Here is a 14,360-nt window from a genome sequence, read left to right on the forward strand (position 1 = left end):
GCCTGAGATCAATACAATGTTTCAGGTCGATGTAACCTCACCAGTCGACGCGGTCGGCCCCCTCTCCCTCTGGGAGAGGGTTGGGGTGAGGGGAAGCGGCTTACCCACATTCCCTGTTGGCGAAGCTGTGGATAACATGTTCGCCCTTCCGCGCACCCCACGCCATTCAAGCCTTCCAGCCTTAAGATCAAAAAACGATCAGCATAACTCACGGATTTCTCGGGCTTTTCCCTCGGTATAAATCGAGAAGTTGCCCCCAATCTCTGTTGGCGCTTCTGTGGATAAGATGTTCGCTATCAGCTGTAGGCCATATGGATCAGGGCTTACAGGTGTTTGATCAATTATTGATCAAATGTGACTCACGGGCGCCGAGAGCTGTTAAGACGAAGGGGTTTTCCCCAGTCATAGGTGTTTTCCACAGAAGATTCAAAGTTGTCCCCGATCTCTGTTGGCGCTTCTGTGGATAACATGTTCGCTACCCGCTGGAGGCCTTTGAAACCGTGCTCTGCATAGCGTTGATCAAAAAACGATCAATCGTTTTGAGAAACTGTGATTCAGCATAAGTCACGGTTTTTCTTTGCAAATCAGCAAGATATTTTTTCACTCATCCACAGTTACCCCCATTTGCTGTGGGCGGGTATGTGGATAACTTGTTTGCGGAAGGCTGGAGGGCTTGATGGGTATGGGGGCGAGGGTGGTTGATCGGAAATTGATCAATCAGACTTGTGATGTAGGTCAGGACGCCTTCGCGAGCAGGCTCGCTCCCACAGGGGAATGCATTCCCCCTGTAGAAGCTGCCGCAGGCTGCGATCTTTTGCTCCTGATCAGCCCTGAACCGGTACACCTTTGAGGTAAGGCGCAGGCTCTGCCCCGAGGTTGTTCAACATCCGCTCGCTGTACCAATCGACGAAGTTGACCACGCCGAATTCATAGGTCTTGGAATAAGGCCCCGGTTGGTAAGCGGTGGAGTTGATCCCGCGCTGGTTTTCCTCAGCCAGACGCCGGTCCTGATCGTTGGTCGCGTCCCACACCTGGCGCATGCGCTCGACGTCGTAATCGACACCTTCCACCGCATCCTTGTGCACCAGCCACTTGGTGGTGACCATGGTTTCCTGAGCGCTGATCGGCCACACGGTGAAGACGATGATGTGATCGCCCATGCAGTGGTTCCACGAATGCGGCAGGTGCAGGATGCGCATCGAGCCCAGGTCCGGGTTCTTGATCCGGCCCATCAGTTTCGCGCAGCCTTGCTTGCCGTCGAGGGTCATCGACACGGTGCCCTTGAGCAGCGGCATGCGCACGATACGGTTGCGCAAGCCGAAACTGGCGTGGGCGTAAGGGATCTTTTCCGCTTCCCAGGCAGCGGCGGAGGCGGTGACGTGATCCTTGAAGGCCTGATCGGCGCGCGGGTCGGTGACGTCGTCCCACTCCAGCAGGGTTTTCAACAGTTCCGGGTGCGATGCGTTGCAGTGGTAGCACTCGCGGTTGTTTTCCAGCACCAGTTTCCAGTTGGCCTTTTCCATCAAGGTGGTGGTGATCGCCACCTTGGTGTTCTCCATGTCGTACGGTTCCATGTAATGGTTGAGCGTCGACAGGAAGTCATCGATGGCCGGCGGGTTCTCCGCCAAGCTGATGAAAATGTAGCCGCCAGCGGTTTTCACGTTCACCGGTTTGAGGCCGTATTGCTTCATGTCGAAGTCGGCGCCCATCTCGGTGCCGGCGAACAGCAGGCGACCGTCCAGTTCGTAAGTCCACTGGTGGTAATGGCAGACCAGTTTGGCGACCTTGCCTTTATCACTGGTGCACAGGCGCGAGCCACGGTGACGGCAGACGTTGTGGAACGCGTGCACCACGCCCTCGGCGCCGCGAATGACGATGATCGGGTTCTTGCCGACCTGCAGGGTCAGATAGTTGCCCTTGGCCGGGATCTCGCAGGTCATGCCGGCGATCAACCATTCCTTCTGGAAGATCTCCTGCATATCGATATCGAACAGACGTTCGTCGCTGTAGAACGGCTGTGGCAGCGAAAAAGTGCGCTCGCGCTCCTGGAGCATTTGTGCGGTGGCCTTGCGTGCGGGTTCCAGCGGATCGCCCAGGCTGATTTTTGCGGTGACGTCCATCGATGTAATCCTCATGGCCCTCTGCGTGGCCGGCGAAAGTGGCTGATCAGGTGTGCTGTAAAACGGTTGCTACGCAAGGTGTAAAGAAGTCGTCTTGTGTTGGGGCGAGTGTGGGGCCGGCGCTGGGGGGAACCTTATCCATGCGCGACATGGCGCAATCTGTTCCCGACGCGCAAGGCCCGGTGTTCAAGGGCTGGTCGCGATAAGTATGTCAATGTCGCGGATAGGTAAACGCGCGGTCTGCGCTATACGCAGAATCGCCGACAAGAGGCCGACAGTCGGCCGTGGAGAACAGCATGTCCAACAGCTTCCTGAATCCGGTCACCACCCAGACCTGGGCCAATGGCCGACACATTGTCCGTTGCGTCAAAGTCATCCAGGAAACCTGGGATGTGCGCACCTTCTGCTTTATGGCCGACCAGCCGATCCTGTTCTTCTTCAAGCCGGGGCAGTTCGTCACCCTGGAGCTTGAAATCGAAGGCCAACCGATCATGCGCTCGTACACGATCTCCAGCTCGCCGTCGGTGCCGTACAGCTTTTCGGTGACGATCAAACGCGTGCCGGGCGGCAAGGTCTCGAACTGGTTGCACGACACTTTGCATGAAGGTCAGGAGCTGGCGGTGCACGGCCCGGTCGGGCTGTTCAACGCGATCGACTTCCCGAGCCCGAAGGTTCTGTATTTGAGCGGCGGCGTCGGCATCACCCCGTGCATGTCGATGGCGCGCTGGTTCTACGACACCAACGCCAACGTCGACATGACCTTCGTGCACAGCGCGCGCTCGCCGAAAGACATCATTTACCACCGCGAACTCGAGCACATGGCGTCGCGGATCGACAACTTCAGCCTGCACCTGATCTGCGAAAAGCACGGCCTCGGTGAGCCATGGGCCGGTTATCGCGGTTACCTGAACCACAAGATGCTCGAACTGATGGTCCCGGACTTCCTCGAACGCGAAGTGTTCTGCTGCGGCCCGACGCCGTACATGACCGCGGTCAAACGCCTGCTGGAAGCGGCCGGCTACGACATGTCGCGCTATCACGAAGAATCCTTCGGCGCCACGCCACCCGAGGCCCGCGCCGACGCGGTGGAACAGGCCGAACAAGCCGCCGATGCGCCGGAAATCGACGCCGCGGATCTGCATCAGGTCGAATTCACCGCGTCCGGCAAGAGCATCCGCGTCGGCCCGGGCGAAACCGTCCACGCAGCCGCCGCCAAACTTGGCCTGATGATCCCTAAAGCCTGCGGCATGGGCATTTGCGGGACATGCAAGGTGATGAAACTGGGCGGCGAAGTGGAGATGGAGCACAACGGTGGGATTACCGAGGAAGACGAGGCTGAAGGGTACATCCTGTCGTGCTGCAGCGTGCCGAAGGGGGATGTGCGGATTGAGTTTTAATGAAGAAAAGTAAAGGCAATTCCTAATTGCCATGACGGATAAGTCATGGCAGTTGTTTATCGATGTTGTATCTGTGTGAAGTTCTACCGCTTTTACGCGCCAGAGCTACCGGACGGGGTGTCCAAAAAACGACGCGCTGAAATAAAGCAGTGGAGTTGTGACGAAGCTGAAAATCAAGACGCGATCAAATGGCTTTGAATTGCAATGTTTGCCTTGGTCTCCAATGATGATTGAAAAAGTCATCATCAAAACCGCAAGCATAAACATTGCTGACAAGGGGGCTGCTATTTCCAATCCGTTAAATTCGTACCACTGGGTTTTTCTCTGAATTCTGTAAGGTAATTGAATGCTCTGTTTGTAAATTGCGCGAGCAGCAACGATAAACAAGCATAGGGTCGTCAGGTCGCATATCAGAAGTCCACGCCTTCTCGGTGTAAGGGCAAACCATTTTCTTGGCTGCGGCAGGCGTTTTTCAAACCTGCTGCCACAAACATGACATTTGGAAAGTGTCTTTTTATTTTTGGCGCTGCATGTTTTGCATATTTTTGTTCGTGGTTTCATAAAGAAAAACGCTATTTAGTTCTGCTTGGAGTGTTCGCTGGTTTTGTCCTGGGCAATGTTTGGTCAGGCGACTCATCGAGTATCTTGGTAAATTATCTCAGCAGCATCTTCGCCCAATGTTTCACCTATTATTACCGCTGCAAGAGATCCGACGCCCACCGCTACTGCACCGCAGACCAAGGTGCCAACTCCTCCTGTCGGAACGCCTATTCCCAGACAAATTTTCGCTGCTAGTGGCGCAGTCAAGAGGCGACTGCTAATTGCTCCTCCAACCATGCCACCCATAAAGCTTCCGGTTTCCGTGAATTTCACCTTTTCACACGCCTCGGTATTCCCATGCAGGCACACATCCTGCACCTTCAAGGCCGAGGCGCCACCGCCTACTGCTGTGCCGATCCAGCCACCATATTTGACGTACTGTGACGCTTGGCTGATAGCCCGAATATGCGTGGCATACCCCGGGTTCTGGCCGGCGCCGCCAGCCTTTCTCCAACGGTGCACTAGGTGAGGATGATCGATGCCGAGAGCGGTCTTGAGGCTCGGGTGATCCGGGAGACCAATGCTTTGCCGCGTGAACTGGTTGAGATTGACGTCCAGTTTTTTCAGCAACTGCGCACGTTGTTTTTTGAACTGCTTCGAGTTCAGGCTGCCTTTTACGTCCAGCGTATGAACATGCAACTTCTCAAGATCTGCGAGAACATTTTTTATGCCATCCAGATGATTGGCTGCCATGGCCGTGACGACCCCGATCACTTTTGATTCATAGGCGAGTGCGGTCTGGATCACGCCATAGTGCTGCGCCATGAAATCCGCTTCTTCCACGGTCAGCGGCTCCAGCGTCGCACTGACGAAACGCGCGGTCTGCATCAGCAATGCTTCTTCGTATGTGCATTGCTGATTGTCAGGGTCGCTCAGCACGATCATCGAACCGGCTTTAATCATGTCCGGGGTCGGATTCAAACTTCTGAATCTGGCGATGACATTCGGGTTGGCGGAGGGGAGCAGTTGTGCCTCAAGCTTCTCGGCGACAATGCTTTTCGGCACGATGTAAAAACCCGGCTCCGATGGGGCCGGACGATCTTGCGGCCAGTGCTCGCTGGGGAAGAACTTCAAGTCGTTGACGGGGTGAGGGCTGCGCGCGGTGCTGCTGTTATTAACGCGCGCCACCCTGAGGTTCTGCTGATGAATCGCGCGCAGCAACCTGTCTGGATCGGAGCGCGAGGCAGGCTGCCTGAGCATCGATAACGGGCGTTTTTTCACCCCTTCAGGAACGGCGCCTTTGGTGCCGCGTACCAGAACTCTGGATTGGTTCAGAAGGTGGCGCTGTTCCTGTGCGAGGGCGTCAAGGCCAATGTCCGCTGGAAGGCGGCCGCTGGCGACATCATCGACAATGCCCTTGGCGAAGCGCGCGACCTCCTGATTGAACTGCACGCGCGCACTGCCGAATGCCAGATGACGTGAGCCGACTGTATGTGCCTGTGCGAGCAGCTTGCCGGCAACGTGTCGAACGTAGCTGAGACCATGGCGCCGATCGCTCAACCTTCTTCGCCCCACGAGGCATGGCCGCTGGTCCCGGCGAGGTGATGCACCCAGCTGATGACACGATAACGAATGGCGACCTGCTCCTGAGGTTCCGCGTCGTTGTGCAGAATGACGTGGGGCATATCCAGGTTCAGTTCGGTGAGCACCGCGCCGTCGATCGAGACAGAAAAGTATTTTTCCTGCTGACCCTGAGGGGAGGTTCGGTAGAAGTTGATCTTGCAGTCGATCTGTTCACGGTTGGCCAGTGCCTGGGCGAGCAGCGGTGAAGATTTGTCGACGACTTTGGTGACAATGACCGGCGCGTGGGTGGCTCGGTGAGAGTTGTCGAGGTTGGCGAGGTTGTGGCTGTACGACAGCACCATGATTTCATCGGTGTGTGCCGCCTGATATCTGTTGCCGACCGAATCAGGCGTTGAGCAGCCTGCCGAAATCAGCCCTTGGGTCTTGCCCGTGATCGTCATGTAGCCGGGAATTGCCATCGCGTGCGCTCCTTGAATCGGGAGCGGGCAGTCTATGGCGGGATTTTTGTGCTTTCTGTAGGCCTTGGTGTAGTCCGATTCTGAAAATGCAGGTCTGCGACGCGCAGCCTCTGGGTTGCATTCCCGTGCTGAGCATGGGAATGCAAGCCGGGAGCGGAATCAGGCCGACATGACCTCGCGAATATCGCGCGCCAGTTCGCGTACGCGTTCTTCTTCGGTGTCCCAGGAGCACATGAAGCGTGCGCCGCCCTTGCCGATGAAGGTGTAGAAGCGCCAGTTCTTTGCAGTCAACGCAGCGATGGCCGGCTCGGACAGTTGCAGGAACACGCCGTTGGCCTGCACCGGGAACATCAGTTCGACGCCGGGAATGTCGCTGACCAGTTCTGCCAGCAGTTGCGCGCAGTGGTTGGCGTGGCGGGCGTATTTGAGCCAGGCGTCGTTTTCCAGAATGCCGACCCACGGTGCCGACAAAAAGCGCATTTTCGACGCCAGTTGCCCGGCCTGCTTGCAGCGGTAATCAAAGTCTTCGGCCAGTTTGTGGTTGAAGAACAGGATCGCTTCACCCACCGCCATGCCGTTTTTCGTGCCGCCGAAGCACAGCACGTCGACGCCGGCTTTCCAGGTCAGGTCGGCGGGCGAGCAGCCGAGGAATGCGCAGGCGTTGGAGAACCGCGCGCCGTCCATGTGCAGGTGCAGGCCCAGTTCCTTGCAGGTGGCGCTGATGGCGCGGACTTCTTCCGGGGTGTAGACACTGCCGACTTCGGTGGCTTGAGTCAGGGTCACCACGCGCGGTTTCGGGTAGTGGATGTCTTGGCGCTTGAGTGCGACTTCGCGGATCGATTGCGGGGTGATCTTGCCGTTTTCAGTGCCGGCGATCAGCAGCTTCGAGCCGTTGGAGAAGAATTCCGGAGCGCCGCATTCGTCGGTTTCGACGTGGGCGGTTTCCGAGCAGATCACGCTGTGGTAACTCTGGCACAGCGACGACAGGGCCAGCGAGTTGGCGGCGGTGCCGTTGAAGGCGAAGAACACTTCGCAGTCGGTTTCGAACAGTTTGCGGAAATGATCGGCCGCGCGGGCGGTCCATTCATCGTCGCCATAAGCGCGCTGGTGGCCGTGGTTGGCCTGTTCCATGGCAGCCCAGGCTTCCGGGCAGATACCGGAATAGTTGTCGCTGGCGAATTGTTGGCTCTTGTCGGTCATGGCCGGCTTCCGTAATCGAGACTCTTGTGAAGGCTCGTGGTCAATGAGGATGCGCACTTTACCGAAGATCTTCCGGGGAGCACATGCGATGTCGGGTGGGGAAAATTACCAGTTTATGGGCCGATTATGCACCTGAGCCAACGCGACGGCGCCCTGGATCTGCTCAAATGGCTGGCGTTGCTGAGCATGTTGCTCGATCACCTGCGATATGTCGGCTTCTCCGCCGATTGGTTGTATGTGCCCGGGCGATTGGCGTTTCCATGGTTTTGCCTGGCGATGGCGGCGAATCTGGCTCGGGAGGGTTCGCGCAAGATGGAATGGCGCTATCTGGGCTGGCTGTTGCTGTTCAGTGCAATCAGCGAAGTCCCTTATCGCTTTTATATCCCCGACCCTGACACGTTCAACGTGATGCCGACGCTGGCGCTGGGCTTGCTGGTGGCGCGCGGCTGGCAGGACTCAGCGTCGGTGCCACGGTTGCTCGCGCTGGCCGCGCTGGTGGTTGCGGCGGTTTTTTCAGAACGACTGATGTTCGGTTTCTTCGGCGTATTGTTGCCATTGGCGATGCTGCTGGTGTTCCGCCGACCCTGCTATTTCAGCCTGTTGCCGGGGCTGGTGTGTCTGGCGGCGAACCAATGGCAGGTGCTGCTCGAATCGGCGCGCTTCGGCAACAGCGTGGCGATTCTAGGGCTGACGACTTGTCTGTTTGCGCCGATGCTCGGAATGTTCTTGTTGCGACATGGGCGACATGTCCGGCCACCACCGATGCGGCGCTGGGCGTATGCGCTGTATCCCGCGCATTTCCTCCTGCTGCTTGCCATCCGCCAAATCATCGCCTGACCCCTGTGAGAGCGAGCCGGCTCCGGGCGGCGTTCCGACGAAAGCGGTCTGCCAGCCAACTTCTATGTCGGATGTGCCGGCCTCTTCGCGAGCAGGCTCGCTCCCACACGGGATCTGCGGCGTTTCGAAGAGAGCATTTCCAGCCATGTCGTAAACGCACCTTTGCGTGGCGTCCGCAGGCATTTGAGCTGTCTGTGCCGGTCATACCATCGCATCAAAGGGCACTGCCATCATTGCCAGTGCCTTACCGAGACGAATGGCGCACAGATGCCGCTGGGAGAGACGCGATGTTCAGCAAGCAAGACCAGATCCAGGGTTACGACGATGCACTGCTGGCGGCGATGAATGCCGAGGAGCAACGTCAGGAAGATCACATCGAGCTGATCGCGTCGGAGAACTACACCAGCAAGCGCGTCATGCAGGCGCAAGGCAGCGGCCTGACCAACAAATACGCCGAGGGCTATCCGGGCAAGCGCTACTACGGCGGCTGCGAGCATGTGGACAAAGTCGAAGCGCTGGCCATCGAACGCGCCAAGCAACTGTTCGGTGCCGACTATGCCAACGTCCAGCCGCACTCCGGCTCCTCGGCCAACAGCGCCGTGTACCTGGCGCTGATCCAGCCGGGTGACACCATCCTCGGCATGAGCCTGGCCCACGGCGGTCACCTGACCCACGGCGCGAAAGTGTCGTCCTCGGGCAAGCTCTACAACGCCGTGCAGTACGGCATCAACACCGACACCGGGCTGATCGACTACGACGAAGTCGAGCGTCTGGCGGTCGAGTGCAAACCGAAAATGATCGTTGCCGGTTTCTCGGCTTACTCGAAAACTCTGGACTTCCCGCGCTTCCGTCAGATCGCCGACAAGGTCGGCGCGCTGCTGTTCGTCGACATGGCTCACGTCGCCGGTCTGGTCGCTGCTGGCCTGTATCCGAACCCGCTGCCGTACGCCGATGTGGTCACCACTACTACGCACAAAACCCTGCGCGGTCCGCGTGGCGGGCTGATCCTGGCCAAGTCCAACGAAGAGATCGAAAAGAAGCTCAACGCCGCCGTTTTCCCCGGTGCTCAGGGCGGCCCGCTTATGCACGTCATCGCCGGTAAGGCGGTGTGCTTCAAGGAAGCGCTGGAGCCTGGCTTCAAGGCTTATCAGCAACAAGTGATCGACAACGCCCAGGCGATGGCGAGCGTGTTCATCAAGCGTGGCTACGATGTGGTCTCCGGCGGCACCGACAACCATCTGTTCCTGGTCAGCCTGATTCGTCAGGGCCTGACCGGCAAGGACGCCGACGCCGCGCTGGGCCGTGCCCACATCACCGTGAACAAGAACGCCGTGCCGAACGATCCGCAGTCGCCGTTCGTGACCTCGGGCCTGCGCATCGGCACCCCGGCGGTGACCACGCGCGGCTTCAAGGTCAGCCAGTGCGAAACTCTCGCCGGCTGGATCTGCGACATCCTCGACAACCTCGGCGACGCCGATGTCGAGGCCAATGTCGCCCAGCAGGTCTCGGCCCTGTGCGCAGACTTCCCGGTTTATCGCTGAGTCGGTTTTGGAGTAATGACTATGCAACGCTATTCCGGCTTCGGCCTGTTCAAACACTCGCTCAGCCACCACGAAAACTGGCAGCGCATGTGGCGCACGCCCACCCCGAAAAAAGTCTACGACGTGGTCATCGTCGGCGGCGGCGGGCACGGCCTGGCGACGGCCTACTATCTGGCCAAGGAGCACGGCATCACCAATGTCGCCGTGGTCGAGAAAGGCTGGCTGGGCGGCGGTAACACCGCGCGCAACACCACCATCGTGCGTTCCAACTACCTGTGGGACGAGTCGGCGCACCTCTACGAACACGCGATGAAATTGTGGGAAGGCCTGTCGCAGGATCTCAACTACAACGTGATGTTCTCCCAGCGCGGCGTCTACAACCTGTGCCACACCCTGCAGGACATCCGTGATTCCGAGCGTCGGGTCAGTGCCAACCGCCTCAACGGCGTCGACGGTGAATTGCTCGACGCCAAGCAGGTTGCGGACGAGATTCCGTACCTGGACTGCTCGAAAAACACCCGCTACCCGATCATGGGCGCGACCGTGCAGCGTCGCGGCGGCGTCGCCCGTCACGATGCCGTGGCCTGGGGCTTTGCCCGTGCCGCCGATGCCTTGGGCGTGGACTTGATCCAGCAGACCGAAGTGATCGGTTTCCGCAAGGAAAACGGTGTGTGCATCGGCGTCGAAACCAACAAGGGTTTCATCGGCGCCAAGCGCGTCGGCGTGGTCACTGCCGGTAACTCCGGGCACATGGCCAAGCTTGCCGGTTTCCGCCTGCCGATCGAATCCCACCCGCTGCAAGCGCTGGTGTCCGAGCCGATCAAACCGATTATCGACAGTGTGATCATGTCCAACGCCGTACACGGTTACATCAGCCAGTCCGACAAGGGCGACCTGGTGATCGGCGCCGGTATCGACGGCTACAACGGCTACGGCCAGCGTGGTTCGTACCCGGTAATCGAACACACCATCCAGGCCATCGTCGAGATGTTCCCGGTGTTGTCCCGCGTACGCATGAACCGCCAGTGGGGCGGCATCGTCGACACCACCCCGGACGCTTGCCCGATCATCTCGAAAACGCCGGTACCAAACATGTTCTTCAACTGCGGTTGGGGCACCGGTGGCTTCAAGGCCACACCGGGTTCGGGCAACGTGTTTGCCGCGAGTCTGGCCAAGGGTGAAATGCACCCATTGGCTGCACCTTTCTCCATCGACCGTTTCCACAACGGTGCGTTGATCGATGAACACGGCGCTGCTGCGGTTGCCCACTAACAGGAGAAATCCCCATGTTGCATATCTTCTGTCCTCACTGCGGCGAACTGCGCTCTGAAGAGGAATTCCACGCATCCGGTCAGGCGCACATCCCGCGTCCGCTGGATCCGAACGCCTGCACCGATGAAGAGTGGGGCGACTACATGTTCTTTCGCGATAACCCGCGCGGTCTGCACCACGAGTTGTGGGACCACGTTGCCGGTTGCCGCCAGTACTTCAACGTCACTCGCGATACGGTGACCTACGAGATTCTCGAGAGCTACAAGATCGGCGAGAAGCCGCAATTCACCGACAAGGCTGGCACTGCGAAAACAGCCACGACGGCGCTGGGAGAGAAGGTATGAGCCAGACCAATCGCCTGTCCAACGGTGGACGGATCGACCGCAACAAAGTGCTGAGCTTCACCTTCAACGGCCAGACCTACAAAGGCTACGAAGGCGACTCGCTGGCCGCCGCACTGATCGCCAACGGCGTCGACATCATCGGCCGCAGCTTCAAGTATTCGCGCCCTCGCGGCATCTTCGCCGCCGGTTCCGAAGAGCCGAACGCCGTGCTGCAGATCGGTGCCACCGAAGCCACGCAGATTCCCAACGTGCGCGCCACGCAACAGGCGTTGTATCAGGGCCTGGTCGCCACCAGCACCAATGGCTGGCCGAGCGTCAACAACGACATGATGGGGATTCTCGGCAAGGTCGGCGGCAAGCTGATGCCGCCGGGTTTCTACTACAAAACCTTCATGTACCCGCAATCGTTCTGGATGACTTACGAGAAGTACATCCGCAAGGCTGCCGGCCTCGGCCGTTCGCCGACCGAGAACGATCCGGACACCTACGACTACATGAACCAGCACTGCGACGTGCTGATCGTCGGCGCTGGCCCGGCCGGTCTCGCTGCTGCCCTGGCTGCTGCGCGCAGCGGTGCCCGCGTGATTCTGGCCGATGAGCAGGAAGAGTTCGGCGGCAGCCTGCTTGATTCCCGCGAAAGCCTCGACGGCAAACCGGCGATGGAATGGGTTGCCAGCGTCATCGCTGAATTGAAGAACACCCCGGACGTGCTGCTGTTGCCGCGCGCCACGGTCAACGGCTACCACGACCACAACTTCCTGACCATTCACGAACGCCTCACCGATCACCTCGGTGACCGCGCGCCGATCGGTCAGGTGCGTCAGCGCATCCACCGTGTCCGCGCCAAGCGCGTGGTGCTGGCGACCGGCGCCCACGAGCGTCCGCTGGTCTACGGCAATAACGACGTGCCGGGCAACATGCTCGCTGGTGCGGTGTCGACCTACGTGCGTCGCTATGGCGTGGCGCCAGGCAAAAAACTGGTGCTGTCGACCAACAACGATCACGCCTATCGTGTCGCTCTCGATTGGCTCGATGCCAGTCTGCAAGTCGTCGCCATCGCTGACGCCCGCAGCAATCCGCGCGGTGCATTGGTCGAAGAAGCGCGCGCCAAAGGCATTCGCATCCTCACCGGCAGCGCCGTCATCGAGGTGCGTGGCAGCAAGCGTGTGACCGCTGCGCGCGTCGCCGCGATTGACGTAAAGGCCCACGCCGTGACCAGTCCGGGCGAATGGCTCGACTGCGATCTGGTTGCCAGCTCCGGCGGTTACAGCCCGGTGGTTCACCTGGCTTCGCATCTCGGCGGCAAACCGGTCTGGCGTGAAGACATTCTCGGTTTCGTACCGGGCGAAGCACCGCAAAAGCGCGTGTGCGTCGGTGGCATCAATGGCGTCTACGCGCTGGGCGATTCGCTGGCCGACGGTTTCGAAGGTGGCGTTCGCGCTGCTGCCGAAGCCGGTTTCCAGACCGTTGAAGGCGTGTTGCCGAAAGCCTTGAGCCGTCTCGAAGAGCCGACCCTGGCGCTGTTCCAGGTGCCGCACGAGAAGAACTCGGCGCGTGCACCGAAGCAATTCGTCGACTTCCAGAACGACGTCACCGCCGGTGGCATCGAACTGGCGACCCGCGAAGGTTTCGAGTCGGTCGAGCACGTCAAACGCTATACCGCGCTGGGCTTCGGCACCGATCAGGGCAAGCTCGGCAACGTCAACGGTCTGGCCATTGCCGCCCGTTCGCTGAACGTGACCATCCCGCAGATGGGCACCACCATGTTCCGTCCGAACTACACGCCGGTGACCTTCGGCGCCGTGGCCGGTCGGCACTGCGGGCACATCTTCGAACCGGTGCGCTACACCGCGCTGCATGCCTGGCACGTGAAGAACGGCGCCGAGTTTGAAGACGTCGGTCAGTGGAAGCGTCCCTGGTACTTCCCGAAAAACGGTGAAGACCTGCACGCGGCGGTCAAGCGCGAATGCAAAGCCGTGCGCGACAGCGTCGGCCTGCTCGATGCTTCGACCCTCGGCAAGATCGACATCCAAGGCCCGGATGCCCGCGAGTTCCTCAACCGCGTGTACACCAACGCCTGGACCAAGCTCGACGTGGGCAAAGCTCGCTACGGTCTGATGTGCAAGGAAGACGGCATGGTCTTCGACGACGGTGTGACCGCGTGTCTGGCCGACAACCATTTCGTCATGACCACCACCACCGGTGGCGCCGCGCGCGTACTGCAGTGGCTGGAGCTGTACCACCAGACCGAATGGCCGGACCTGAAGGTGTACTTCACGTCGGTCACCGACCACTGGGCGACCATGACCCTGTCCGGGCCGAACAGCCGCAAGCTGCTCAGCGCCGTGACCGACATCGATCTGAGCAACGAAGCGTTCCCGTTCATGACCTGGAAAGAAGGTCTGGTCGGCGATGTGCCGGCGCGGGTGTTCCGTATCTCGTTCACCGGTGAGCTGTCGTACGAAGTCAACGTGCAGGCCGATTATGCGATGGGCGTGCTGGAAAAAATCGTCGAGGCCGGCAAGCAGTACAACCTGACGCCGTACGGCACCGAAACCATGCACGTGCTGCGGGCCGAGAAGGGCTTCATCATCGTCGGCCAGGACACCGACGGCTCGATGACCCCGGACGACCTGAACATGGGCTGGTGTGTGGGTCGCACCAAACCGTTCTCGTGGATCGGCCAGCGCGGCATGAACCGGGAAGATTGCGTGAAAGACCAGCGCAAACAACTGGTGGGCCTCAAGCCGATCGATCCGACCAAATGGCTGCCGGAAGGTGCCCAGCTGGTGTTCAACACCAAACAGGCGATCCCGATGACCATGGTCGGCCACGTGACCTCCAGCTACGCGCACAACTCTCTCGGTTATTCGTTTGCCATGGGCGTGGTCAAGGGCGGTCTCAAGCGCATGGGCGAGCGGGTGTTCGCACCGCTGGCCGATGGCAGCGTGATCGAGGCGGAAATCGTGTCTTCGGTGTTCTTCGATCCGAAGGGTGAGCGGCAGAACATCTGACAACCTCGGGAGCGGTGGGCGGGCGGCTATTCGCGAGCAGGCTCGCTCCCACA

The 14,360-nt window shown here is 59.6% G+C and carries 10 protein-coding genes; 6 read left to right on the plus strand and 4 right to left on the minus strand.

Annotated features, from left to right (window positions below):
• Positions 1-824: 824 nt before the first annotated feature.
• A complete protein-coding gene (gene gbca / locus KVG85_RS22005; RefSeq protein ID WP_217865036.1) occupies positions 825-2,120 on the minus strand; it encodes a glycine betaine monooxygenase oxygenase subunit in 1,296 nt (431 codons plus the stop codon).
• A gap of 296 nt (positions 2,121-2,416) precedes the next feature.
• On the opposite strand from gbca, the gene gbcB reads away from it, so the two are divergent.
• Positions 2,417-3,517, plus strand: coding sequence for a glycine betaine monooxygenase reductase subunit (gbcB, locus tag KVG85_RS22010; RefSeq protein WP_217865037.1), 1,101 nt, complete (start codon positions 2,417-2,419; stop codon positions 3,515-3,517).
• Positions 3,518-4,150: 633 nt separating this feature from the next.
• Here gbcB and KVG85_RS22015 read toward each other — a convergent pair.
• From KVG85_RS22015 to KVG85_RS22025, 3 genes are all read right to left on the minus strand, one after another.
• A complete protein-coding gene (locus tag KVG85_RS22015; protein ID WP_367615321.1) occupies positions 4,151-5,509 on the minus strand; it encodes a hypothetical protein in 1,359 nt (452 codons plus the stop codon).
• A 104-nt stretch (positions 5,510-5,613) separates the two neighbouring features.
• Entirely contained in the window at positions 5,614-6,099 is a 486-nt protein-coding gene (locus KVG85_RS22020; RefSeq protein ID WP_217865039.1) for an Hcp family type VI secretion system effector, read from the minus strand.
• A 159-nt stretch (positions 6,100-6,258) separates the two neighbouring features.
• Positions 6,259-7,299, minus strand: coding sequence for a threonine aldolase family protein (locus KVG85_RS22025; RefSeq protein ID WP_016772826.1), 1,041 nt, complete (start codon positions 7,297-7,299; stop codon positions 6,259-6,261).
• 126 nt (positions 7,300-7,425) lie between these two features.
• Between KVG85_RS22025 and KVG85_RS22030 the strand changes: the two genes are divergently transcribed.
• From KVG85_RS22030 to KVG85_RS22050, 5 genes are all read left to right on the plus strand, one after another.
• On the plus strand, positions 7,426-8,136 hold the full coding sequence (locus tag KVG85_RS22030; protein WP_217865040.1) for a TraX family protein: 711 nt from the start codon (positions 7,426-7,428) through the stop codon (positions 8,134-8,136).
• A 287-nt stretch (positions 8,137-8,423) separates the two neighbouring features.
• Positions 8,424-9,677 carry a serine hydroxymethyltransferase gene (glyA, locus tag KVG85_RS22035; RefSeq protein ID WP_024014589.1) on the plus strand — a complete coding sequence of 418 codons (1,254 nt, stop codon included), beginning with the start codon at positions 8,424-8,426 and terminating at the stop codon, positions 9,675-9,677.
• Between the two features lie 21 nt (positions 9,678-9,698).
• Positions 9,699-10,949, plus strand: a complete 1,251-nt coding sequence (locus tag KVG85_RS22040; protein ID WP_016772829.1) for a sarcosine oxidase subunit beta — start codon at positions 9,699-9,701, stop codon at positions 10,947-10,949.
• A gap of 14 nt (positions 10,950-10,963) precedes the next feature.
• Positions 10,964-11,293, plus strand: coding sequence for a sarcosine oxidase subunit delta (locus KVG85_RS22045; RefSeq protein WP_016772830.1), 330 nt, complete (start codon positions 10,964-10,966; stop codon positions 11,291-11,293).
• A complete protein-coding gene (locus KVG85_RS22050) occupies positions 11,290-14,307 on the plus strand; it encodes a sarcosine oxidase subunit alpha (RefSeq protein WP_073476480.1) in 3,018 nt (1,005 codons plus the stop codon). Before KVG85_RS22045 ends, KVG85_RS22050 begins: the two co-directional genes overlap by 4 nt.
• Positions 14,308-14,360: the final 53 nt, after the last annotated feature.

The sequence above is a fragment of the Pseudomonas triticicola genome, from assembly GCF_019145375.1.
Lineage (GTDB): Bacteria > Pseudomonadota > Gammaproteobacteria > Pseudomonadales > Pseudomonadaceae > Aquipseudomonas > Aquipseudomonas triticicola.

Coding starts and splice junctions, on each gene's coding strand:
- KVG85_RS22030 (WP_217865040.1), top strand. CDS start 7,426: ATGCACCTGAGCCAACGCGACGGCGCCCTGGATCTGCTCAAATGGCTG.
- KVG85_RS22045 (WP_016772830.1), top strand. CDS start 10,964: ATGTTGCATATCTTCTGTCCTCACTGCGGCGAACTGCGCTCTGAAGAG.
- gbcB (WP_217865037.1), top strand. CDS start 2,417: ATGTCCAACAGCTTCCTGAATCCGGTCACCACCCAGACCTGGGCCAAT.
- KVG85_RS22020 (WP_217865039.1), bottom strand. CDS start 6,099: ATGGCAATTCCCGGCTACATGACGATCACGGGCAAGACCCAAGGGCTG.
- gbca (WP_217865036.1), bottom strand. CDS start 2,120: ATGGACGTCACCGCAAAAATCAGCCTGGGCGATCCGCTGGAACCCGCA.
- KVG85_RS22040 (WP_016772829.1), top strand. CDS start 9,699: ATGCAACGCTATTCCGGCTTCGGCCTGTTCAAACACTCGCTCAGCCAC.
- KVG85_RS22050 (WP_073476480.1), top strand. CDS start 11,290: ATGAGCCAGACCAATCGCCTGTCCAACGGTGGACGGATCGACCGCAAC.
- glyA (WP_024014589.1), top strand. CDS start 8,424: ATGTTCAGCAAGCAAGACCAGATCCAGGGTTACGACGATGCACTGCTG.
- KVG85_RS22025 (WP_016772826.1), bottom strand. CDS start 7,299: ATGACCGACAAGAGCCAACAATTCGCCAGCGACAACTATTCCGGTATC.